Raw genomic sequence first — 21,403 nt, 5'->3', positions numbered from 1 at the left:
ACGGGCACGAGGGGCGCAGTCTACCTAGGGGACCAGCGGCGACGCCAGCGCCTTCGCCTTCTCCTCGAGGACCCGCTTGCGCAGCTCGGGATCGTCGCCGCCGCGCCGCTGCAGGAGGCGCTGCAGCGCGTTCGCCGCCTCGACATGCGCGCCCGCCTGGCTCGCCGTGTTGGCCAGCTTGAGGAGGCGCTCGTCGGTGGGCTCGTCCTGCGCCGCGCGGGCGTAGTAGGTCACGGCCGACGGGTAGTCCTTCCGCGCCACGAGCAGGTCGCCGGCCCACGTCGCCGTCGACGCGCACGCCGCGAGCGAGCTGCACGACGCGGAGAGCAGGTCGCGCGCCGCAGGGGGGAACCGCTCGTGCGAGGCCATCTGCGCCGCGGCCTGGACCCGCAGGCGGAGGCAGCCCACCCGGTTGTCCAGCCGCTCGCAGCGCTCCGCGAGGAGCCGCTCCGCCTCGGCGAACTTCCTGTGCAGCAGGAGGAGCCGCGCCCGAAGCTGGACCGCGAAGAACGAGCTCTCCTGCCGCTGCTCGATCGCCGCGGCGTGCGCCTGGATCTGCCGCTCGCAGTCGGCGCGCTTCTCCTCGCCGCCCTCCGGGCCGCCGCAGCGGGGCGAGCTCGGATCCTCCAGCAGCGTGAGCAGCACGTCGCCCGCGGCCCACCGGGCGGCGACGCGCTCGGGGGCGCGCTCGATCGCCTCCTCCGCGCAACGCAGCCGCAGCTCCAGCGCGTCCCGGCGGTTGCCAGCGGTGGCCATCCGCTCGAGCATCTCGGCCCCGGCCTCGCCGTCCGGCACGGCGCGCGCGATCTCGTCGAAGCTGTCGGTCCACTGCCGCGCGAGGATGGCCGCGGCGCCGGTCACGGCGCGGTCGTCCTCCACCGCGAGCCGGAGGCTCAGGAACGCCTGCTCCCTGGCGCCGCGCGACGCCAGCACCTCCGCGAGCAGCAGGTGGGCGCGGCCGTGGCGGCGCGAGCGCTCCAGCGTCCGCTGCAGCCACGGGATCGGGCTCTCGCTCCGGCCCTGCAGCGCCACGACCGCGCCGAGCAGCGGGAAATAGGGCTCTCCCGGGTGGCGGAGCATCGCGGCGCGGAGCTCTGCGCGGAAGCTCGGCCAGCCGGCGCCTGTCGCCGCGCCGGCCTCGCTCAGCGCGCGCAGCGACCGGCGGTCGTGATCGACGTCGCGCCAGCCGAAGCGCAGCATCAGGGCGACGAGCGCGAGCCCGGACGCCGCGGCGTACGCGGCGAGCCGCCACGCCCGGCGCCCCTCGGCGCTCGCGCCGTCCGCCGGGGCCTCGTGCAGCGGCCGCGCGTGGTAGGCCTCGCCCCAGAGCGCGCCGAGCGTCGCCGTGAGCGCGATCGCGACGCCGGGCACCTCGAGCCCGAGATCGAGCAGGTTCTGGGCGAGGAGCGCCACGCAGCCGACCCAGGCGCCGACCGCCGCCGTGCTCCCCTTCAGGGCGATCTTGCCGGGCCGGAACGCGACGCCGAGCGCGACGAGCGCCGCTGCGGCCGCCGGGATGCCCCACTCGGCCGCCCACTGGATCACGAAGTTCTCCGCGTGCGTGAACACGATGTTCCCCGGCGACTGGCGGTAAGCAGGGAACACCGTCTCGAACGCGCCGCGCCCGACGCCGAGCAGCCAGTGGTCCGCGAGCATCGGGAGCGTCGAGCGGAACAGCGACAGCTTGTCGAGGTTATCGTCCGCGATCTCCGTGAGCGTGCGGTTCGTGGTGGCGAGCGCGGCCAGGAGCGCGCCGCCGCCGATCGCGACGGTGAGCAGCCAGGCCGCCGGGCCCTGGCTGCGGCCGCCCGGGCGGTGCTTGCCGCGCCGCCACCGCGAGAGCAGCACGAAGAGGGCGAGGCCGAGCGGCAGCACGAGCAGCCCTCCGCGGGACGACGAGATGATGCTGACGCCCACGATCGTGGCGAGCCCGACGCCGGTGACCCAGGACGGCAGGAGCGGCCTGCTCGTGAGCAGCAGGCCGACGCCGGAGAGGACCCCGAGGTTCAGGTAGCCGGCGAGGTTGTTCGGGTTGAGCAGCGGCCCGACGTGCCACGGCGCGACCGAGAACCGCGGCTGATACAGGCCGTAGACCTGCTTCGCGCCGAGCAGCCCGTGGATGATCGTCGTGAGGGCGGCGAGGAACGCGCTGCTGAAGACGAGGGTGATGACGAGCCTCGCGCCGCGCCGCGCTCCGACGAAGGCGGCTGTGACGAACACGCCCGCATACGTGAGCCATTTCGTGGCCTCGACCAGCGTGGCCCCCGGATCGAGCGAGATGCTGGCGTAGCGCGGCGGCGCCTCGCCGAGCGGCATCAGGGCGCGCGACCAGACGTCGGCGCTCGCCGGCGAGAGGAGCTCGAGCCAGGAGAGCGGGAGCGGCGCGGCCTGCAGCAGCGTATACGCCGTCAAGCCGAGCAGCGTGAGCATCGGCAGCGATCTCAGGTGAGACTCCCGATCCGCGAGCGCGCTCGCGCGGAGCGAGAGCGCGGCGGCGACCGCCGTGATCGACGACACGAGCGCCAGCGTGGGCGTATGGACCGCGCCGATCGCGAGCACGGACCCGGCGATCGCCGCCGCGAGCAGCCACGGGATCGCGCGCTCGGCGAGCGGCGCGGCCCTCGCTGGGCGGCTCCGCGCCGCGGCGCCCATCGAGCGACGGCGCTCGCCCGGCGACCTCGGCTTCACGCGTGTGTATTCCCGCTCCACAGCCAGCCAGCGTAGTCGATCTTCGTCGCGTGGGGACGGGATAGCTCACGGCACCCGCGAATCGACCTGCGCACTCCCGGCGTTGACAGGGGGAGTGTGGGAGGACAAACATCCGTCGATGAAAGCCGCTGCTCGCCGCTTCGCATCAACGGGCCTTCCGTCGGTGATCCTCGCGGCGAGCGCGGCGTCGACATGCACGCTCGATCTGCGGGGAACGGTCGAGCGGAGCGGCGAGGGCGGGACTCGAGCGGAGGGCGATGGCGGTTCTGGCGGCGAAGGGAGCATCGACGGCCTGCCGAACGGGATGCTCACCAGGTGGGCCGCGGGCGCCCCGGCGCAGCCGGGGATCTACGAGCTTCCGCGCTGGCTGACGCTGGAGAGCCCCACGCCGGACAGGACCGTGCAGATCGGCGAGGGCGCCGTCGTGAGCGGGATACCGGCGGACGTTCCCCGGGCGCGCCGGACAGGCGACGACAGGCCCTGGGGGCTCAACCTCGAGGGCGCGCGCGAGAACCGGATTCCGCTCTCGACGCCGGGGCAGCGGCCCTGGCGCGTGATCTACGACGCGAGCATCGCAGAGGCACACGGGCCGGATGGCGAGATGTCCGCCGGGCGCGTCTCCGATGAGGACGCGGAGCAGGCGTCGGCGGCCTATGTCCCGGTCGACCGCAGCGACGGATCGACCTCGACCATCTCCGGGTGGCTGGGCGATATCGACGGAGAGGAGGGCGATTTCGCGTGGATACGGGCCTTTGCTTTCGATGATGCCGCCCAGTCCGACGCGCGCACGAAGGTGCTCGCGCCGGCGCGCGCGTGGCGGCGCATGGACTTCACCGGCGTCGAGACCGATCGCGCCGGGCAAATATGGCTCTATCCCGCGGCGGGCGAGGCAGCGCGGCTGGGCGCGGCGAGCTTCGCGTTCCTGAACCTCGAGTCGGCGCGATACCCGTCGTCGGCCATCCCGACCACAGGCAGCGCGCGCCGGCGCGAGGCGGACGTGCTGTACGCGAACAACGCCGAATGGCTGATCTGGAAGGGGTGGTTCAAGGCGCTCGTCGAGCTCGCGCCCAACTACGCCTCTGGCGAGCAGCTCGCCGATCACGATCTCCTCTACATCGATCCAGGAAACAGGGTGTTTCTGCGGGCCTCGGACGGCGCGCTCGTGATGACCGCGACGGGCGCCCGCGGCGCAGAGACCCTGGCCACAGAGGGCCTCTCGTGGGAGCGCGAGCAGGCCCTCCTCGTCGAGATATCGAGCTCGCCCGCGGGGCTGTCGCTGCAGGTCACCCTCGATGGAGAGCAGGAGATCTCGGTCGACGCGCCGGCGGCGGTGGGCGCCATACAGGTCCCCGAGTCGGGTCGCATCCACATCCTGGGAGACCCGGGCGGCAGCCAGGAGTGCGCGGATCTACGCCGCGTCGAGTTCTACGAGGTCCACTGAGGCCGCGCGGCGCGGCTCCCGACGCCGCGCGCCGCGCGTTGCGCCGGGGCCGCCCGCCGCCCGCGCCCTCCAGGCTCGCCCGCGCCGGCGCCGCGCCTCGTTCGCCGGGCGCCGCCGAGGACGCCGTCGCGCGGCCCCGCCGGTGGTGTAGAGTGCGCCGCGTGCTCACGATCTCGGCACATCCTCTGCTCGACGCCGCCGCCTTCGTCACCGCCTTCCCCGCGCCGCTCGGCGAGCTGTCGGCGAGCGAGGCGCTCCGCGGCTTCCTGTCCGACAAGGCCGCGGCCCCGCTCCGCTCGGACGACGCCGTGCGCGCGGCCGTCCGCGACCTCCTCCGGCACGGCGGCTACAAGCCGACAGGCCGGGGCAAGCCGGCCTCCGAGTACCTCATCCGCGCAGCCGCGGACGGCTCGCTCGGCCCCATCAACGCGGCGGTGGACGCGTGCAACGCCGTGTCGCTGCACTCCGGGCTGCCCATCAGCGTCATCGACCTCGACCGCGCGAGCCCGCCGCTCCGCATCGGCGTGGCGCCCGCGGGCGCCCGCTACGTGTTCAACGCCTCGGGGCAGGAGATCGACCTCGAGGGGCTCCTCTGCGTCTTCGACGCGGAGGGCCCGTGCGCGAACGCCGTGAAGGACTCGCAGCGGACCAAGACGCACGCCGGGACGACGCGCACGCTCTCGGTCCTCTGGGGCAGCCGCGCGCTGCCGGGCCGCGCCGCCGAGGCGGCCGGCTGGTACAGGGAGCTGCTCGCCGACGTCGGCGCGGCGACCTCGGACGCGCCGATCGTCCCCTGAGCCGCCCGGCGCGTCGGCGCGGGATGCCGCTGCGCGCCCGCCGCCGCCCGCCCCGAGCGCGCTGCCGGCGCGGCGCGCGCCAGCGCCTCGTCAGAGCGCGGGCCGGTCCGCCACCGTCAGGACGCGCACGTCCTCCTCGGTGAGCCACCGCCAGTTGTCGACGAGCCCTGTCGAGTCGAGCTCGTGATCTCCGGCGTCGTACGCTCCCCACCGGATCTTGATCTCCTGGTTCGGCTCCACGGGCGCCGAGGTGAGGAGCCAGCTCGTCCCGGCGCGGTTCTCGAACCCCGTCCCGAGCAGCTCCAGCGTCCCGCGGTCGCAGTCGTACTGCACGCCGTTGATGTTGCAGGGCCGCTCGCCCTCGCAGGTACAGACGTCGATGAACGCATTGTTGACGCTCATCGCGTTGTTCTGGGCGTCGAACAGGATGTGGCCGTCGATGAGATCAGGCGGCCGCGGCGAGAGCAGGGCGATGAAGTAATCGTTGAAATCGGTGCACGCAAACGGCCAATCGAACGTGGCGTAATTGACGTGGAACGAGAAGCCGTGGACGTTCGACGGGACCCGGATCGTGATCTCGATGGCCGTCGGGTCGGACGGCTTCGCGGGCACGAGATCGTCGCACTCGCGAGGGTGCTTCGGGAAGCCTTCGGGAAAATCGCTCTCGTACTTCTTGTCGAAGCCTTGCGGGCTCTCGTACCCCTCGTCTTGCTGCTGCCGCGCCGCGCCGCTCGAGAGGGCGAGCAGGCGCGCGCCTCCCCTCGGCGTCACCTTGGGCCCGAACCCGGGCAGGAGGCCGTGCCCGCGGTGGAAGTTGGCGCGCAGCTCCTCGCCTTCCGGGGGCGGCGAGCCGTCGACCATGACCCACTTCGCGGAGACCACGCCCCAGTCGCCGGGCCCGGACGACATCTTGCACAGCTCGACCGCCTTCGCGGCGTTGTACGGATTGTCGTCGTCGAGCGAGAGCCCGTCGTCGCAAATCTCGGGCACGTAGTCGTCGGGCATGCCGTTGCAGTCGTCATCCACGGGCTCCGGCGCGGCGCCCCCATCCCCGCTGGCGGCCGGGAGGTCGATGGCATTCGGGTTGACCTGCGCGTTGCAGTCGTCGCAGTCGCCCTGGAGCTCCGAGAAGCCGTCGCCATCCGCGTCGTCGTCCGGCAAGCCGCTGCAGTCGACGCTCCCCGTCCCCGTGGACGAGGTGGTGGTCGCGTCGGTCGTCGTGGGCGGCGCGCCGCCGCTGCTGCCGACGCCGGAGCCGCCGCCGGTGCCGCCGCTTCCGGCATCCCCGCCGCCGAGGTCGAGCACCGGTCCGATGTTCCCGGTGCAGGCCACGCCCAGACACCCGGCCGCTGCCATGAAGCTCAAGAAATTCAACCAAGCTCTCATCGGTGCTCCTCGAGGTCGCATGGAACCAGGGAGGTTCGGATCGATCCGCGATACGGGAGTCGGCGATGATTTTATCAGCAGAAGCGGCGGCAACAGTCAGCCCATCCCGGCGAAGGGCGGTGCTTTTTTGTGAGTCAGGGGCCCACATCGTGGCACTGGCCTCCCGGTCCAGGCCGGCGTCCGCGGCGCTCGAGGCGGGGAGCGCCGCGTCGACAAAGCGCAGAGCGCCGGCGCTTTCACAGCGCCGGCGCTCTCGACCCCTCGCGGGATGCCTGGCTCCGCCCCGATCGCGTCGGGGCGTTCTGGACGATCAGGCCTCGGCGCCCACTTCCTTCTTGCCCTTGCGCTTCGGCTCCTTCTTGGCGGAGCCGTTCACCTTCTGGGGCACCGCGGAGAGCGTCGGGCGCAGCAGGTCCTCGGCCATCTTGGCCGCGCGGTTCGTCTTCTCCCAGCTGAACTCGTCGCGCCCGAAGTGGCCGTACGCGGCCGTCTTGCGGTAGATGGGCTTCAGCAGATCGAGCTGCTCGATGATCGCCTTCGGCCGCATGTCGAAGTTCTGCATGATGTACTTCTCGAGCACCTCGTCGCCCACGCGGCCCGTGCCGAACGTGTTGACGTGTACGCCGACGGGCTGCGCGACGCCGATGGCGTACGCGATCTGCACCTCGCAGCGCGCGGCGAGCTTCGACGCGACGACGTTCTTCGCGACGTAGCGCGCGTAGTAGCAGGCGGAGCGATCGACCTTCGTCGGGTCCTTGCCGCTGAAGGCGCCGCCGCCGTGCCGGCCCATGCCGCCGTAGGTGTCGACGATGATCTTGCGGCCGGTGAGGCCGGCGTCGCCGAAGGGGCCGCCGACAACGAAGCGGCCGGTGGGGTTCACATAGATCTTCGTGTTCCGGTCCATCAGCTTGGCCGGGACGCACTTCTCGATGATCATGCTCCGCACCGCGTCGACGATCGTCTTGTGCTTGACCTCGGGGCCGTGCTGCGTCGACACGACGACCGCGCTCACGCGCACGGGCGTGTGCTCCTCGTACTCGATCGTGACCTGGGTCTTGCCGTCGGGGCGCAGCCAATCGAGCTTCTTCGACTTGCGGAGATCGGCGAGCTTGCGCGCGAGGCGGTGGGCGAAGCTGATCGGGGCGGGCATCAGCTCGGGCGTCTCGTCCGTCGCGAAGCCGAACATGAGCCCCTGATCGCCGGCGCCCTGCTCCTTGAAGAGGCCCTCGCCCTCGGTGACGCCGCGGGAGATATCGGGCGACTGCTTCTCGATCGCCGTGAGCACCGCGCACGTCTCGTAATCGAAGCCCATCGAGGCGTCGGTGTAGCCGATGTCCTTGATCGTGTTGCGCACCACGACCGGCATGTCCACCCACGCCGAGGTCGTGATCTCGCCGGCCACGACGGCCATGCCCGTCTTCACCAGGGTCTCGCAGGCGACGCGGGCCGTCGGGTCCTTCTCGATGATCCCATCGAGGATGGCGTCGGAGATCTGGTCGCACACCTTGTCGGGGTGTCCTTCGGTGACGGACTCGGAAGTGAACTGATAACGGCGCATGAATCGCTCCTTCGGCGGACTCGAAATACGGACCCGTACGCATAGTTCGAGCGCGGGGCACCGTCAACGCGAGCCGTGGCCTCGCGCGGACAAAAGCGCCGGCCGGACGAGCTGCCGTCAGGCCCCCGCGCTGCCTTCCCGCGCGGCCTTCGCTCCTCGCCGCGGGGCGCCCGCCAGACCGGACGAGCGCGGCGCGCGGTTCCGATCCGGCGCACTCCCGGAGGCGCATCTCCAGCGGCTATGATGCCGCGCCATGACGTTTGACGAGATCAGGACCTGCCTCGAGCGCGAGGGCTGGGCTGTGGAGGTCGTGTCCACCGACACGATGCGGAGCGACTTTCAGGGAGCCGAGCGCCTCTTCCCCCTGTTCGTGCGGCTCTCGCCCCCGTTCGTCGTGTTCGCGGTGATCCCGTTCGTGCGGCTCCCGATGGAGCCCGAGGAGGGCGAGGCGATCGTGCGGCGCCTCCTCCGGCTGAACCGCGAGATCAACATGGCCAAGCTCTCGGCCGACGAGGAGGGCGACGTCATCCTGAGTGTCGAGTACCGCCTTGAGGACCTCGACCCCAGCGAGGTGCGCGACGCCGTCGACGTGCTCTCGTTCTATGCGAACAAGCACTATGCCGAGCTGCAGGAGCTCGCCGCGCCGTGAGGCGCGCCTCCCCGGCGGGCCATCAAGGCAGGATCCGCTCTTCTCTCGGCTTGATGCCCTCCTGCGCCTTCAGCGCCCCGCGCACGACCCGGACGCGCCGCACGTCGCGCCCGCGGACGACCGTGAGCTCGACGGCGCTGCCGACGTCGCCGCGGAGCCGATCGCGCACCTCGGCCGAGGAGAGATCCCGGACGTAGACGCCATCGATCATGAGGATCTCGTCGCCCGGGATCAGCCCGGCGCGCTCGGCGGCGAGGCCCGGCGGCGCGTCGCGCACGTAGAGCGCCTCCGACTCGTTGTCTCTCCCCAGGACGGCCCCGATGGAGCCCACGCTCGCGCTGCAACCGGCGGCCATGAGCAGGAGCGCCGCGCTCCAGGACGTGCTTGCCACGGCGACACCATAGCGCCCCGGGAGCCTCACAGGGTGCGAAGCGTCATTCTCGGCATGGCCTCCGGAGCGCATTCGACTACGCGGTTCCTCCGCGGCCCGCGGCGGACGCCTGCGCCCCGCACGGCGTTGCGCCGGGGGCTCGAGCTTGCACGACGACGGCGCGCCTGGGGAGCCCGCCCGCGCGCTCACGAACGCGTTGGTCTCCCGGGGGAGGCTGCTCTAGATTCCGGGCCGGAACCGCCGATGCCTGCACCGTGCGCTGCCACCGAGAGCCCGACGCCTGCCGCTCAGTCCGACGGCGTGCCCGGAGGCTGGAAGATGCGCATGGAGGATCCGCTCAATCGCTATTACCGGTACCCGATCGCGCGCTGGATCGTGCGGGCGCTGATGAGGACGCCGGTCACCCCCAACCAGGTGACCCTGGTTCAACCGCTCTTCGCGGCGCTCGCCGGATACATGGTGACGTTCGATGATCCGCGCGCCCTCGTCGCCGGAGCGCTCGTGTTCGAGCTCCGCTCCATCCTGGACTGCGTGGACGGCGCGCTGGCGCGGACGAAGAGCATGGCGAGCCCCGCCGGGCACGCCATTGACGCCCTGGCGGACTGGCTCGGTGTGAGCTTCCTTTACGCGGGCATCTTCTGGCACTTTCACCTCCACCCGCCGCCGGGGGGCCCATGGAGCGCCGTCCTGTCCACGAACGGGATCCTGCTGCTCGCGATGCTCCAGGCGGCGCTGCGCTCCTTCGCCGCGGACTACTTCAGGCTCAAGTACTGCTCGATCTTCGAGCGGGGCACCGACGAGACGGTGGACGCGCTGCGCTGCAAGACCGAGGCGCTCGGCCCTTCGTCCTCGTTCTTCGCCCATGTCGACGTCTTCATCGGGCGGATGGGCCACCTCGCCTTCGCGCACGCGTGGTTCGACCCGGAGCGGAGCCGGTCGTCGACAAGCGCGGCTCAGGTAAACCTGTTGATCCAGGAGGAGTCGTCGCCGCTCACGCGCCTCATCGGCGCGCTCTGGGCGATATCGAACGGAGACGCGTTCCTGTCGATGGTGGTGCTGACGCTGCTCGTCGATCAGCTCTGGCTGGGTCAGGTCTTCTTCGCGACGGGCGGGGTCGTCTGGATCGTCGCTGTCCTCTTGCTGAACGGCTGGTTCATCCGCAGCGCGTCCCGACGCGCGAAGCTCGCCGTTGTCTGAGCCCGGCCGCACCGCGAAGGTCGGACCTGAGCGAGTGTGTGATGATGTGTGGAATTGTACGACTGGTGCGAGGGTGTCAGAGCGAGCTCGCCAGCCGGCGGGCCTTCTCCACGTCTTCCTCGAAGTCGATCTCGGTCCAGGGCAGGTCGTCTACGCGCTCGATGCCGAACGGGATCTCCTGGAAGGCGTGGTCCATCGCGGCCTCGTACTCCTGATCGAGGCGGCCGGCGGAGACCTCTTCCTCGAGGAGGCGCTGCATCACGCGGCCGCCCTGCGGGCCGACCTTGGCGAAGCCGACTGTCTCGCCCGCGACGTCCCAGCCCTTGCCCACGCGGCGCGCGATCTCGATGACGCGGCCGGCGCGCACGCCGACCATCATCTCCTCGCCGGTCTCCTCGGAGCGCGCGTCGACGAGCAGGCAGTTCTCGTGGGGCGAGGTCACCAGGCGTCGCAGCAGCGCGGCGGGGTACAGCACGTCGGCGTCCATCCACAGCCCGCCGTCCGACAGCCGATCGGCCGCGGCGTGGAGCGAGACGATGCTGCCGTGCACGAACCGCGGGTTGTTGATGAGCTCGACCCTCAGCGAGGGGCGGAGCGACGCGAGGGCGTCCTCGATCATCTCGCGCCGGAAGCCGACAACGATCGTGACGTCGGTGACGCCGCCCTCGGCGAGGTTCACGAGGTGCCGCTCGAGAAGCGTCCTGCCCTCGATGGAGATGAGGCACTTCGGCGCGTCGCGGCCGATGCGCCGGCCGCGGCCCGCGGCGAGCAGGATCGCCCTCACCGGCGCGCCTCCGCCGCGAAGCGGGCGGCGAGCTCCGGCGGGGTCTCGGCGACGCGGCCGACGCCCTTCACGGCGCCGCCGTCGACCAGGGCGAGGACCATGACCGGGCCGGGCTGCACGAGCGCGGCGCGCAGCGACGCGTCGAACGCGTCGACGGCGTCGGCGCGGTGCGTGGCGCGGTAGCCGACCGCGCTCGCCACCGACTCGAGCTTCACGTCGCCCGAGATCGTCCGCTGCCCGCCCGTCGAGGCGTGGGATCGGTCGTCGAGGACGACGTGCACGAGGTTCACCGGCCGCTCGCTCCCGACGCTGGCGAGGGCGTTCATGCCCACGAGGACGTTGCCGTCGCCGTCGAGCACGAAGACCCGCTTGCGCGGCTGCGCGAGCGCGACGCCGAGGCCGATCGACAGGCCGAGCCCCATCGAGCCGATCATGTAGAAGTTCGAGGGCCGATCCTGCGTCGTGTAGAGCTCGCGGCCGATCACGCCGTTGCAGCAGACCACGAGGTCGCTCTTCCCGACCGCCGCCGTGAACACCTTGAGCGCGTCGAGCTTGTTCATTCGAGCACCCCCGCGGGCACGATGAGCGCCGCCGGCTTCCTGGTGGAGAGCATGACGTCCTTCGCCCAGCCCACCTGCGGCTCCATCGGCTCGCCGGCGCGGAGGACGCGGTGGGGGATCTTCATGAGGTCGAGGAGGGGGATCATGATCTCGCCCATCATGATGTGCTCCGGGGCGTCGTTGCCGCCCTCGCCGCGCCAGGAGATGACGAGCAGCGTCGGCACCTCGTACATCGTGCTCAGCGAGGCCAGCGCGTTCACGGAGACGCCGAGCCCGGAGCTCTGCATCAGGACCGTCGGCAGCTTGCCGCCGAGCCAGGCGCCGACGGCCATCCCGATCGCGCTGTCCTCGCGCGTCGCCGAGATGTAGCGGGCGCCCTTGTCGCTCTCGAGCTGCGCGACGAGGCCCTTCAAGAGAGAGCAGGGCACGCCGGCGAAGAAGTCGAACCCAGCGTCCTTGAGCGCGGCGACGAGCTCGGGCGCGTACGATTTGCCTGAACCGTGGGACATCGGCTCACTCCTTGATCAGCGCCCAGGCGCGACGGTAGTCCTCGAACGTGTCGATCTCGAGCCACCCCTTGTAGACGTCGATCGCCCGCGCGTCCGCGCCGCGATCGATGAGCTCCTGGAGCAGGTCCCCGCCGTCACCGCGCGCGGGCAGCTCCGGGGGCGCCGGATCTCGCTCACATCCGAGGAGCCGGGGCTGAGGGCGTGGCGAGCCTTAACACCGTTCTCCAGGGCCGCCAATGACGCCGCGCAGCCGGATCAGCCCGGGGCCGGCGCGGAGCACGGCCTTGCACGCGAGGCGGAGCCGCGGCGGGGCGCCGAGGCGATCGAGCAGATCGCGCTCGCCGCGCGTGGGCGGCTCGAGGAGCTGCTCGCCCTCGACGACCTCGACGCGGCAGGTGGCGCAGCGCGCGTCGCGGCACGAGAACGCGACAGGCGCGCGCGCGTCGTCGCAGATATCGATGAGCCTGCCAGCTCCGGCCTCCGCGGTGACGGCGGGGCCGAGCGCGCTGGCCTCGAACACGACCGTGGGCATCGCCGCTTCCTCCTGGAGCGCATTTTCTCGGGCGTCCTCACGCACTATACGACGGGCTCATGACGGATCGCTGGGACGCAATCATCCTCGGCGGAGGGCCGGGGGGATCGACGCTCGCCGCCTCGCTGGCGAGGCTCGGCCGCAGGGCGCTCGTGCTCGAGCGCGAGAGGTTCCCTCGTTTTCACATCGGAGAGTCGCTGCTGCCGCTCTCCCGCGAGGTGTTCGAGCGGCTCGGGCTCGAGGAGAAGCTGGACGCGCGCTTCCTTCGCAAATACGGCGCCCGGTTCCTGTGCTCGTCGACGGGGCGGACGCGGACGTACAGCTTCGCCGACGCGTTCGACCCGAGGTTCGAGTTCGCCTACCAGGTGCAGCGCGACGCCTTCGACGAGCTGCTGCTCCGGCACGCGGCGGAGCTCGGCGCGGAGGTGCGCGAGTCGTGGGAGGCCGTCGAGGTGGTGTTCGAGGGCTCCCGCGCGGTCGGGGTGCGCGCGCGGCCGTGCGCGCGGTCCGGCGACGCGGCGCCGGGGGAGGCCGCGGCCGCGCGCGCCGACGCGGGCGCCGTCGTCGAGCTCCGGGCGCCGGTGATCGTGGACGCGACGGGGCGGGACACGCTGCTCGCGTCGAGGCTGCGGCGCAAGGCGCAGCTCGCCGAGCTCGACAAGACAGCGCTGTTCGCCCACTACGAGGGCGTGGTGCGCGAGGAGGGGATCCTCGAGGGCAACATCCAGCTGGTGATCTTCGAGCACGGCTGGTTCTGGTTCATCCCGTTCCGCGGCGGGCTGACGAGCGTCGGGGCGGTCGTCTCCTCGAGCTGGATCCGGGGCCGCAGGAAGGGGGAGAGCCTGGACGAGCTCTTCGATCGCACGGTCGCGCAGAGCGGCTGGGCGCGGGAGTTCCTCGCGAACGCGCGGCGCACAAGGCCCGTGGCGGCGCTCGCCGACTTCTCGTACCGGATCGATCAGCTCGCCGGCGACGGCTGGCTCTTCGTGGGGGACGCCGGCGGCTTCCTCGATCCGCTCTTCTCGACGGGCGCGCACCTCGCCGTGAAGGGCGCCGATCTCGCGGCCACGGCGATCCACCGCGCGCTCGAGTCCGGGGACACCTCGCGCGCCGCGTTCGCGGGCTACGAGGCGGAGGTCCGCTACGCGGTCGACCTGTTCCTCGGCGTCGTGCAGGGCTTCTACAAGGGCCACTTCCGCGAGATCCTCTTCGAGCAGAACCAGCGCCCCACGATGCGCAAGCTCATCACGAGCATGCTCGCGGGCGACGTGTTCCACGCCGAGCGGCGGCCGCAGTGGGCGTCGTTCCTGCGGCAGCAGTACCCGCCGGAGCTGCCCGACTTCGCGTGACGCGCGCCGGGCGCGCCCTTGTCGATCCGCCGATCCTCAGCCGCCGCACGGGGCGCGGTCCAGGACCGCGTCGCGCATCTGCTTGCAGGCGGCCTCGAGGGCGCCGCGCGCCTCCGCCCGCGCGTCGCCCTCGAGCGCGTCGTCGTCGGCCTCCGCCCTGGCGGCGAGCGCGTCGCGCGCGATCGAGATGGCGGCATCCTGGCTCTCCCGGGTCCCGGCCGGCAGCTTGCCGGCGCAGGCGGCCATCGCGGCCAGGTAGCCGTCGCACGCGTCGACCCCCGTGCTGTCGAGGCCTGCTCTCCCCGCGCTTCCGCCGGCCTTGCCGCAGCCGAGCACGGGCGAGCCGCACAGCAGCCCGCACAGCAGGAGATGAGGAAGGAGAGCTCTCGCCATCGTCGTGTACCCGGGGCGTCGCCGGCGGCCACCGCCGGTCGCCGCGCGCGCCCTGAACAACGCCGTCGACCCTGCCACAGGCCGGCGTCGCGGGGCAATTTTCGGCGGGTCAGCCGCGGATCAGCAGGATGGCGTGCTCGTGGCGCGGGCGGCGCTGGAAGGCGCGCGCGGTGGGGCGGTGGAAGTGGGGGCGCGGCTGCGATGCGACAGCGCGGACCGTGAAGCGCGCGCCGGACGCCGCGGCCCGGACCACGTCGACCGCGTAGACCGGCGCGCCGGACACCACGCTGTCGGCGATGAGCAGCACGAGCGGCGCGCCGCTGCGGAGCACGCGCCCGAGCGAGACGAGCACGCCGCCGAGCTCCTCGCGCCAGCGCGCGCGGCCGGCCTCGGGGCCGAGCGGATCGAGGTGCCGGCGGGCGCCGATCTCGTCCTGCTCGAAGCGCGCGCTGCGGAGCCGGAGCCAGCGCAGCCTCGCCTCGTGGTGGGCGAGGTAGTCGTAGACGCCCGGGTAGGGCGGCGACGTGACAGCGAGGTGGACCGAGCCGGGCTCGACGCCGCGGAGCACGCGCGCGTCGCCCTCCTCGACGATCGCCGGCGGGCTCGCGGCGAGCGGCGCCGCGACGTCGGCGAGGCGCTGGGCGAGCTCCTCGGCCTTGCGGATGAAGAGCCGCGCCGGGTAGCCGGCGGCGATGCGCCGCGGCAGCTCGTGCTCCGACGTGTCGGACGCGCGGCGGCTGAGCTTCGTGAGGATGGCCGAGAGGACGAGCTCGAGATCCTCGCGCAGCGCCTCGGCGCCGTGGCCGGTGAGGCGATCGAGGCCGACGCGGAGCCCGTCGAGCTCGAGCAACACGTGCGGCTCGAACAGGGCGACGTCCTCGGGCCCGTACCGGCGGCTCGGACCGGCGCGCGCCTTGCGGCGCTCGTCGGCCGCGGCCGCGACCTCGCGGGCGGCGGCGACGAGCCGCTCGCGCTCGCCGGGGGTGCTGCCCTGCACCTTGAGCCGGGCCAGGCGCACGGCGAGCGGGTTCGCGTCGACGCCGACCGCGGCCCTGCCCGCGAGGCGGGCCTCGACGAGGACGGTGCCGCTGCCGCAGAACGGGTCGAGCACGCGCTCGCCCGGGCGCGAGAGCCCCTCGATGAGCCGGCGGGCCGTGTCCGGGTGCATCCGGGCCGGGTAGCTGTGGAACCCGTGCACGTGGGCGCGGGCCGCTTCTTCCGCCGTGCTCGAGCTGGCCACGTCGAGCGCGTGGGAGAGCATCGCGGCGTCGGCCGGATCGCCCTCGAGCACCGTCGCGCCCCCGACGTTGGTCAGGGCGCGGCGCTCCGGTGGAGCGGCCACGGCGCGGCGCTCCGGCGGCGCAGGCCGGACCGCGTCCGCCTTGTGCCGCGGACCCTGCTGCGGCGGACTCTGCCGCGGCGGATCCTGCCGCGGTGGACCCTGCCGCGAGGGGCCCGGCTTCCGCTTGGGATCAGCGCTTCGCGGGGTCGACATGGGCGGTCCGTTGCGCCAGCGGCTCGGCGGCCTGCCCGGCGGCGAAGGCTTCCTCCTCGGCGAGCGCGTGCGCCGCGGCCTCGGTCTCGCCGGCCGGCGCCGCGCCGACGCGCAGCTTCGGCGCGTAGCCGAACTCGCCCGCGGGGCTCACCGCGCCGCGCACGACGTCGTTGACCTCGAGCAGCGCGAGCAGCTCCTCGGCCTGCGACTCGCCGATGCGGAGCGTCGAGGCGAGCCCGCCGGCGGTGAGCGGGCGCTCGGTCTGCCGGGCGACGTCGGACGCGACGGAGACCCAGGCGGCGTCGAGCGCGGGCGCGACGTCCTGGCCCCGCGACTTCGCCCGCCGGAACGCCCAGAGCGCGAAGAGGGCGACGGGCGCCATGGTGAGCAGGCCCGCGGTGAACAGCCCCACGCTCGCGCTGAGGATGAGCAGCAGCACGGCGAACAGGAACAGCTCGAAGCCGAAGAGCGCGCTGGCCGCGATCCCGGCCGCGCGCCAGACCGAGCGCGCGGAGGCCGCCGCCCGCGCCTTCTGGAGCAGCGGCACCTCGCGGCCCGACCGCTTCACGCGCGCGTCGGCGACGGGGACGCGCGGGCCGCCGCAGACGTCGCACCGGAAGCGCAGCTCCGGGTGCGCGGAGACGCCGGCCACGCCGCCGCAGTGCGGGCAGGCCTCGGCGCGCTGGTCCGCGCCGCACTGCGGGCAGCGATCGCTCTCCGGCGCGAGCGCCGCGGCGCACACGCGGCAGCGGGCGGCGCCGGACGACATCTGGCTCACGGCGCGCTCGCGGCGGCGGACGCCGCGCGGGAGCCGCTCACGCTGCGCAGCACGGCGTCGAACAGGGCGCGCCCGTCCGCGCAGCCCTGGAAGGCCTCGCTCATCCGCTCGGGGTGCGGCATCAGCCCGAGCACGTTGCGCCGGGGCCCGCCGTAGATGCCGGCGATGTCCATGGCCGAACCGTTGGGGTTCGCGTCCCCGCCGACCAGCCCCTCCCGGTCGCAGTACTGCAGGGCGATGGCGCGCTCCTCGACGAGCTTCTCGAGCGTCTCCGGATCGGCCTGATACCGCCCCTCGGCGTGGGCGATCGGCAGGCGGAGCACCCGGGGCAGGCCGCTCGTGAACGGCCCGTCCGCGCGCGGCGTCACGAAGATGTCGCGGCACTCGAACCGGAGGTGCGCGTTGCGGGTGAGGGCGCCGGGCAGGAGCCCCGCCTCGGTGAGGATCTGGAACCCGTTGCAGACGCCGAGCACCAGCCCGCCGCGCTCCACGTGCCGCCGGATGGCGGGGACGATCTGGCTCGTGCGCGCGATCGCGCCGCAGCGCAGGTAGTCGCCGTAGGAGAACCCGCCGGGGATCGCGACGAGGTCGGTGCCAGCGGGGAGCTCGGCGTCGCGGTGCCAGGCGGTCGACGTGCGCACCTGCAGCACGTTGCGGAGGGTATGGATCATTTCGGCATCGGCGTTGGAGCCCGGGAAGATGACCACGGTCGCGTGCATGGCCGTCCACGTAGTCCGGTTGCCGGCGCTCGGCCAGGGGTCCTGAGGCTGCGCGCCGCTTCACCGGCTTCCGGCGGCGTGCCATCATGGGACATGGCGTCGCGATGGGCGCGGACCGGCCGAACCGACGCGACGTTGCGGGTCGCGTCCGGCTACCTCGTCCTCGCGGCGCTGGCGACCGCGCTGGCCGTGGGCCTGCAGGATGGATGGCCCTGGATCCACCCGCGCCCGTGGCTCTCCCTGCGCCCGCCGGCCGCGCTGCTCGTGAGCGCCGCGCTCGGCCTGACGCTGGCGGCCGGCGTCGTCGTGATGACGCGCGTCGCCGTGGCCCGGTTCGTCTGGGCGCGCCGCCTGCACGCCGATCTCCGCCCGGTCGCGCGGGAGCTCTCGCTCGGCCAGATCCTGCTCCTCGCGGGCCTCTCGAGCTTCGGCGAGGAGCTGCTCTTCCGCGGGCTCCTGACGCCGCTCCTCGGCGTCTCGCTGAGCGCGCTCGTCTTCGGCCTGGTGCACCAGATGCGCGGCCCGAGCCGCTGGGTGTGGGTGGGCTGGGCCGTCGCCGTCGGCGCGGGCCTCGGTGCCATCTTTGCCGCGACGGGCTCGCTCGTCGGACCGCTCCTCTCGCACGCCCTCGTGAACGCCGTGAACCTGAGCTACCTGCGCGACCACGACCCGGAGCACGTGGAAGCCTGATCGCGCCCCGGGCGCCGGCGGTCCGCGCGGACCGCCGGCGGCCCGCGCGGCTGTCGGCGGCTCGCGCGGCTGTCGGCGGCTCGCGCGGCTGTCGGCGGCTCGCGCGGCTGCCCGCCCCCGCTCAGCGCTTCTTCGTCTCCGGCCGTGGCGGCCTGGGCGGCACCGGCCGTGGCGGCTGCGGGGCGGCGCTCGTCCGCTGCCCGGCGTCCAGGCTCGCCGGCCGGGTCGCCGGGGGGGCGAGGGTCCCGCGGGAGGGCGCCTCCATCTCGGCCGTCTCCGGCTGTCCCCCGCGCCCGGGCGAGGTTGGCGGTGCTGTCGCCCGGCCGGACGGAGGTCGTGAGGAGGAGGCGGAGGTCTGGCCCTGGCCGCGCGGCACCGTGGGCGGCTCGCTCTCCGGGCCGCGCCGGCTCGACGGCGGCTTGGCCGTGCGGGCCAGCGAGCGCAGCGTGGGCGGCGTCACCGGCGGCGCCACCTCGAGCTCGAAGCTCAACTCGAGCGACGGCGGCCCGTTCGCCACGTCAGCGATCGCCACAGCGCCGTCGGACGCCCGTCGCGGCGCGACGCCCGGCCCGAAGCGCAGGCGCTCCTCGAGCGGCGCGCGCGATGACGGCGGCGCCACGTCGTCCAGGATGGACGACGGCCCGCCGAGCGCCGTCGTCCCGATCCGGGGCTCGGTGCGGCGCCGCGACGGCGGGAGCTCCAGCTCGACGCGGGTGCTCTCGTCTTCCAGCCGGGTCGCCTCGAGCAGGTAGGCGGCGATCGATTTTCGATCCGACGGCACCGGGCGGCTGCCCGGGATGAACGCGAACCGCCCGACCTTCCAGCTCAGCATGGTGCGGAGCGCGGCGAGCGCCGAGACGTGCGTGCCCCCCACGGTCCCCTGGACGATGCACCCCTCGGCGATGTCGAGCAGCGCGCGTCGCTTCTTGCTGGTCACCTCGAACGCGCCCGACCGCCGCTCCATCTCCAGGACGGTGAGGACGGTCGCGATCGACATCTGGCTGAGGTCGCCCTCGATCGCGGTCTGGTCGACCGAGGCCGGGATGGACATGAGGCTGTCCCGCCGCTGGCGCAGGCGCGACGCCATCTGCACGAGCGCGCCGATCTGGGCGACGACCTCGCTGACCCGGAACGGCTTGGTCATGTAGACGTCGGCGCCCACGTGGAAGCCTTCGAGGCGGGACTGCTGGTCGTCGAGCGCGGAGAGGAACAGGAACGGGGTCACCGACACCCGCGACGGCTGGGTGCGCACGTTGCGCGCGACCCAGTAGCCGTCGTGGTCGGGCAGGCCGACGTCGCAGACGATGCACTCGGGCTCCAGGGTGCAGGCGGTCGAGAGCCCGGCCTCCGCGGTGGAGCAGAAGATGACCTCGTAACCCACCTCGCGGATCGCGGTGGCGAGCAGGTCCGCGACATACTCTTCGTCCTCGATCACGAGCACGACCCCGCTCGGCATCTGGCAGACGGTACACGCGCGCCGCGGGGGTGGCCAAGGGTGAATGGCGGAGAGCCGGTCTGATCGTCAGAGCCTGCTTTGCCTCCGCGCGACCCCGCCCGCGCTTTCGCCCGCGGCGCCCGACCGCGGCGGGGGATTCACGCTATAAGAACGGAAATGGCAAGTCCTGTCCGAGAGGCCGACGGCATGGTGCGGCCCGGCGAGCGGGCCTCCCCGGGGGCTCGCGTCTTCATCGCGATGAGCGGCGGAGTCGACTCCTCCGTCGCCGCGGCGCGCCTCTGCGACGCTGGCTACGAGGTCGTCGGCGTGACGCTCCACCTCTGGGACTACCCCGACGACGGCAGCGTCAAGAGCCGCTGCTGCGCGCCCGAGGATCAGCACGACGCGCGCAGGGTCGCCGACCACCTCGGGATCCCGCACTACACGTTCGACCGCCGCGCCCTCTTCCGCGAGCACGTCGTCGATCCGTTCGTCGACGCCTACCTCGCGGGCGAGACCCCGAGCCCGTGCGTGGCCTGCAACCGCTCGGTCAAGCTCCGGGAGCTGTTCCCGCTGGCCGAGCGGCTGGGCGTCGCGTGGGTCGCGACGGGCCACTACGCGCGGGTCGTCGTGGAGGAGGGCAGCGCGCGCCTCTACCGCGGCCGCGACCGGCACAAGGATCAGAGCTACTTCCTCCACATGCTCCGGTCGGATGAGCTGTCGCGGCTCCTCTTCCCGCTGGGCGACTCGACCAAGGACGAGGTGCGCGCCGAGGCGATCGCCCGCGGGCTCCCGGGCGCCGAGAAGGGGGAGAGCCAGGAGCTCTGCTTCATCCCCTCCGGCCGCTACGCGCCCTTCGTGGCCGAGCGCGCCGCGGACCGGCTCCGGCCCGGCCCCATCGTCGATCGGGACGGCCGCGTCGTCGGCTCGCACGGCGGCGTGCACGGCTTCACGGTGGGCCAGCGCAAGGGCATCGGCGTCTCGCTCGGCCGCCCCGCGTTCGTCGTGGGCCTCGACGCGGCGTCGGGCGCGGTGCGCCTCGGCGACGAGGGCGATCTCTACGCCGCGGGCGCCGAGATCACCGACGCTGTGTGGTGCGACGACGCGGTCTTCCCGCTGGAGGCCGAGGTCCGGGTGCGCGCGCGGCACGAGGCGGCGCCCGGCGTCATCGAGCGGCGGCGCGACCCTGCGACGGACGCGGAGCGCTTCGTGGCGCGGTTCGCCAGCCCCGTGCGCGCCGTCTCCCCCGGCCAGATGGCGGTTGTCTACCGGGGCGATCGCGTGCTCGGCGGCGGCCGCATCACGGCCGCTCTTCGCCCGGAGGCGCTGTCGTGAGGGCTCGCGCGCTCGCTCCGCTCGCGTGCGCCGTCACGCTGGGCTGCTCGCTCGGGCAGGGCGAGGGCGAGGTCTACAGCTCGCGGCTGCGCGCGGCGAGCTGCTGGGACGACAGCTACGACATGCGCCCCGACTTCTTCGCCGCGGTCCCCTACCGCTCCACGCTCCAGATCCGGGTGCAGCGGGGCAGCGATCTGCAGGAGGTCTCCGACGGCCTCACGGTCCTCATCGACGACGTCAACGCCATCCGCGGGGACGGGAGCGCGAACAAGCTCGACGTCGATCTGAGCGTCGGGCTCCCGCCCGGCGTCGAGCTGCCCGGCTCGCCGCCCCCGACGCCGAAGCCCGCGGGGCTCGCGCCGCTCGTGCACATGGCGCTTTACCTCCAGCGATCCTGCCACAACCAGAATATCGTGCTCTATGCCGTGGACGGGACCATCAAGTTCCAGGCGCTGTTCAGCGGCGATCCGAACGAGACGGACGCGGCCGACAAGTACACGGACGCGACGTTCGACGTCTGGGTCGGCGACCCACGCGACGCCGGGCTCGGCAATCCAGCGGACGCCATCCCACAGGAGCTCCTCTCGCGGGTGACCGGGGCTTTCCGCTTCTACTTCGAGCGGGGTCAACCCGGTCAACCGTTCCCTTGAGCTCGCCGCGACGCCGTCCTGGGTCTCCGGCGGTGTCCCACCTGTC

At 73.0% G+C, this 21,403-nt stretch carries 22 protein-coding genes; 9 read left to right on the top strand and 13 right to left on the bottom strand.

Annotated elements, in window-relative coordinates; translation table 11 throughout:
• Nucleotides 1-24 precede the first annotated feature (24 nt).
• Entirely contained in the window at nt 25-2,688 is a 2,664-nt protein-coding gene (locus WMF42_RS36085; protein WP_233562305.1) for an O-antigen ligase family protein, read from the bottom strand.
• A 139-nt stretch (nt 2,689-2,827) separates the two neighbouring features.
• Between WMF42_RS36085 and WMF42_RS36080 the strand changes: the two genes are divergently transcribed.
• A complete protein-coding gene (locus WMF42_RS36080; RefSeq protein ID WP_437687590.1) occupies nt 2,828-4,150 on the top strand; it encodes a phage head spike fiber domain-containing protein in 1,323 nt (440 codons plus the stop codon).
• 161 nt (nt 4,151-4,311) lie between these two features.
• Complete coding sequence (locus tag WMF42_RS36075) at nt 4,312-4,947, top strand: phenylalanine--tRNA ligase beta subunit-related protein (protein ID WP_437687589.1); 636 nt, start codon at nt 4,312-4,314, stop codon at nt 4,945-4,947.
• A gap of 90 nt (nt 4,948-5,037) precedes the next feature.
• On the opposite strand, the gene WMF42_RS36070 is transcribed toward WMF42_RS36075, so the two are convergent.
• Complete coding sequence (locus tag WMF42_RS36070) at nt 5,038-6,303, bottom strand: hypothetical protein (RefSeq protein WP_437694389.1); 1,266 nt, start codon at nt 6,301-6,303, stop codon at nt 5,038-5,040.
• Here WMF42_RS36070 and WMF42_RS36065 point away from each other — a divergent pair.
• Nucleotides 6,302-6,466: a hypothetical protein gene (locus WMF42_RS36065; protein WP_199693934.1), complete on the top strand. Its 165-nt coding sequence runs from the start codon at nt 6,302-6,304 to the stop codon at nt 6,464-6,466. The genes WMF42_RS36070 and WMF42_RS36065 overlap by 2 nt on opposite strands.
• A gap of 177 nt (nt 6,467-6,643) precedes the next feature.
• Here the strand turns inward: WMF42_RS36065 and metK are convergent, their stop codons facing one another.
• Nucleotides 6,644-7,891 carry a methionine adenosyltransferase gene (gene metK, locus WMF42_RS36060; RefSeq protein ID WP_061610635.1) on the bottom strand — a complete coding sequence of 416 codons (1,248 nt, stop codon included), beginning with the start codon at nt 7,889-7,891 and terminating at the stop codon, nt 6,644-6,646.
• A gap of 253 nt (nt 7,892-8,144) precedes the next feature.
• Here metK and WMF42_RS36055 point away from each other — a divergent pair, with 253 nt between their 5' ends.
• On the top strand, nt 8,145-8,540 hold the full coding sequence (locus WMF42_RS36055) for a YbjN domain-containing protein (RefSeq protein ID WP_061610636.1): 396 nt from the start codon (nt 8,145-8,147) through the stop codon (nt 8,538-8,540).
• A 22-nt stretch (nt 8,541-8,562) separates the two neighbouring features.
• On the opposite strand, the gene WMF42_RS36050 is transcribed toward WMF42_RS36055, so the two are convergent.
• Entirely contained in the window at nt 8,563-8,931 is a 369-nt protein-coding gene (locus WMF42_RS36050) for a PDZ domain-containing protein (RefSeq protein WP_233562061.1), read from the bottom strand.
• A gap of 324 nt (nt 8,932-9,255) precedes the next feature.
• Here WMF42_RS36050 and WMF42_RS36045 point away from each other — a divergent pair, with 324 nt between their 5' ends.
• Nucleotides 9,256-10,128 carry a CDP-alcohol phosphatidyltransferase family protein gene (locus tag WMF42_RS36045; RefSeq protein ID WP_437687586.1) on the top strand — a complete coding sequence of 291 codons (873 nt, stop codon included), beginning with the start codon at nt 9,256-9,258 and terminating at the stop codon, nt 10,126-10,128.
• 76 nt (nt 10,129-10,204) lie between these two features.
• Here the strand turns inward: WMF42_RS36045 and WMF42_RS36040 are convergent, their stop codons facing one another.
• The 4 genes from WMF42_RS36040 to WMF42_RS36025 all read right to left on the bottom strand — a co-directional run bounded on the left by WMF42_RS36040 (nt 10,205) and on the right by WMF42_RS36025 (nt 12,513).
• On the bottom strand, nt 10,205-10,912 hold the full coding sequence (locus tag WMF42_RS36040; protein ID WP_061610637.1) for an NTP transferase domain-containing protein: 708 nt from the start codon (nt 10,910-10,912) through the stop codon (nt 10,205-10,207).
• Nucleotides 10,909-11,472: a thiamine pyrophosphate-dependent enzyme gene (locus tag WMF42_RS36035; protein ID WP_061610638.1), complete on the bottom strand. Its 564-nt coding sequence runs from the start codon at nt 11,470-11,472 to the stop codon at nt 10,909-10,911. Before WMF42_RS36035 ends, WMF42_RS36040 begins: the two co-directional genes overlap by 4 nt.
• Nucleotides 11,469-11,981, bottom strand: coding sequence for a thiamine pyrophosphate-binding protein (locus tag WMF42_RS36030; protein WP_061610639.1), 513 nt, complete (start codon nt 11,979-11,981; stop codon nt 11,469-11,471). The genes WMF42_RS36035 and WMF42_RS36030 overlap by 4 nt, the downstream gene beginning before the upstream one ends.
• Nucleotides 11,982-12,192: 211 nt before the next feature.
• On the bottom strand, nt 12,193-12,513 hold the full coding sequence (locus tag WMF42_RS36025) for a 2Fe-2S iron-sulfur cluster-binding protein (protein WP_061610640.1): 321 nt from the start codon (nt 12,511-12,513) through the stop codon (nt 12,193-12,195).
• Between the two features lie 59 nt (nt 12,514-12,572).
• Here WMF42_RS36025 and WMF42_RS36020 point away from each other — a divergent pair, with 59 nt between their 5' ends.
• A complete protein-coding gene (locus tag WMF42_RS36020; protein ID WP_061610641.1) occupies nt 12,573-13,862 on the top strand; it encodes an NAD(P)/FAD-dependent oxidoreductase in 1,290 nt (429 codons plus the stop codon).
• 36 nt (nt 13,863-13,898) lie between these two features.
• On the opposite strand, the gene WMF42_RS36015 is transcribed toward WMF42_RS36020, so the two are convergent.
• From WMF42_RS36015 to purQ, 4 genes are all read right to left on the bottom strand, one after another.
• Nucleotides 13,899-14,255 carry a hypothetical protein gene (locus WMF42_RS36015; protein ID WP_061610642.1) on the bottom strand — a complete coding sequence of 119 codons (357 nt, stop codon included), beginning with the start codon at nt 14,253-14,255 and terminating at the stop codon, nt 13,899-13,901.
• Nucleotides 14,256-14,364: 109 nt separating this feature from the next.
• A complete protein-coding gene (locus WMF42_RS36010; RefSeq protein ID WP_437687583.1) occupies nt 14,365-15,597 on the bottom strand; it encodes a DNA methyltransferase in 1,233 nt (410 codons plus the stop codon).
• Nucleotides 15,598-15,727: 130 nt separating this feature from the next.
• Entirely contained in the window at nt 15,728-16,519 is a 792-nt protein-coding gene (locus tag WMF42_RS36005) for a zinc ribbon domain-containing protein (RefSeq protein WP_233562065.1), read from the bottom strand.
• A gap of 5 nt (nt 16,520-16,524) precedes the next feature.
• Nucleotides 16,525-17,247 (bottom strand): phosphoribosylformylglycinamidine synthase subunit PurQ, encoded by a 723-nt coding sequence (purQ, locus tag WMF42_RS36000; protein ID WP_061610646.1) that lies wholly within the window; start codon nt 17,245-17,247, stop codon nt 16,525-16,527.
• A 93-nt stretch (nt 17,248-17,340) separates the two neighbouring features.
• Between purQ and WMF42_RS35995 the strand changes: the two genes are divergently transcribed.
• Nucleotides 17,341-17,937: a CPBP family intramembrane glutamic endopeptidase gene (locus tag WMF42_RS35995; RefSeq protein ID WP_061610647.1), complete on the top strand. Its 597-nt coding sequence runs from the start codon at nt 17,341-17,343 to the stop codon at nt 17,935-17,937.
• A gap of 121 nt (nt 17,938-18,058) precedes the next feature.
• Here the strand turns inward: WMF42_RS35995 and WMF42_RS35990 are convergent, their stop codons facing one another.
• Complete coding sequence (locus tag WMF42_RS35990; protein WP_437687580.1) at nt 18,059-19,393, bottom strand: response regulator; 1,335 nt, start codon at nt 19,391-19,393, stop codon at nt 18,059-18,061.
• A 186-nt stretch (nt 19,394-19,579) separates the two neighbouring features.
• On the opposite strand from WMF42_RS35990, the gene mnmA reads away from it, so the two are divergent.
• The gene (gene mnmA, locus WMF42_RS35985) at nt 19,580-20,707 is read left to right on the top strand and encodes a tRNA 2-thiouridine(34) synthase MnmA (protein ID WP_437694387.1); all 1,128 of its coding nucleotides are present in this window, start codon (nt 19,580-19,582) and stop codon (nt 20,705-20,707) included.
• Nucleotides 20,704-21,357 carry a hypothetical protein gene (locus tag WMF42_RS35980; protein WP_437687578.1) on the top strand — a complete coding sequence of 218 codons (654 nt, stop codon included), beginning with the start codon at nt 20,704-20,706 and terminating at the stop codon, nt 21,355-21,357. The genes mnmA and WMF42_RS35980 overlap by 4 nt, the downstream gene beginning before the upstream one ends.
• Nucleotides 21,358-21,403: the final 46 nt, after the last annotated feature.

This window comes from Sorangium sp. So ce176 (genome assembly GCF_051519835.1).
Taxonomy (GTDB): Bacteria; Myxococcota_A; Polyangia; order Polyangiales; family Polyangiaceae; genus Sorangium; species Sorangium cellulosum_G.
This window is presented reverse-complemented; position numbering and strand designations above follow the sequence as displayed.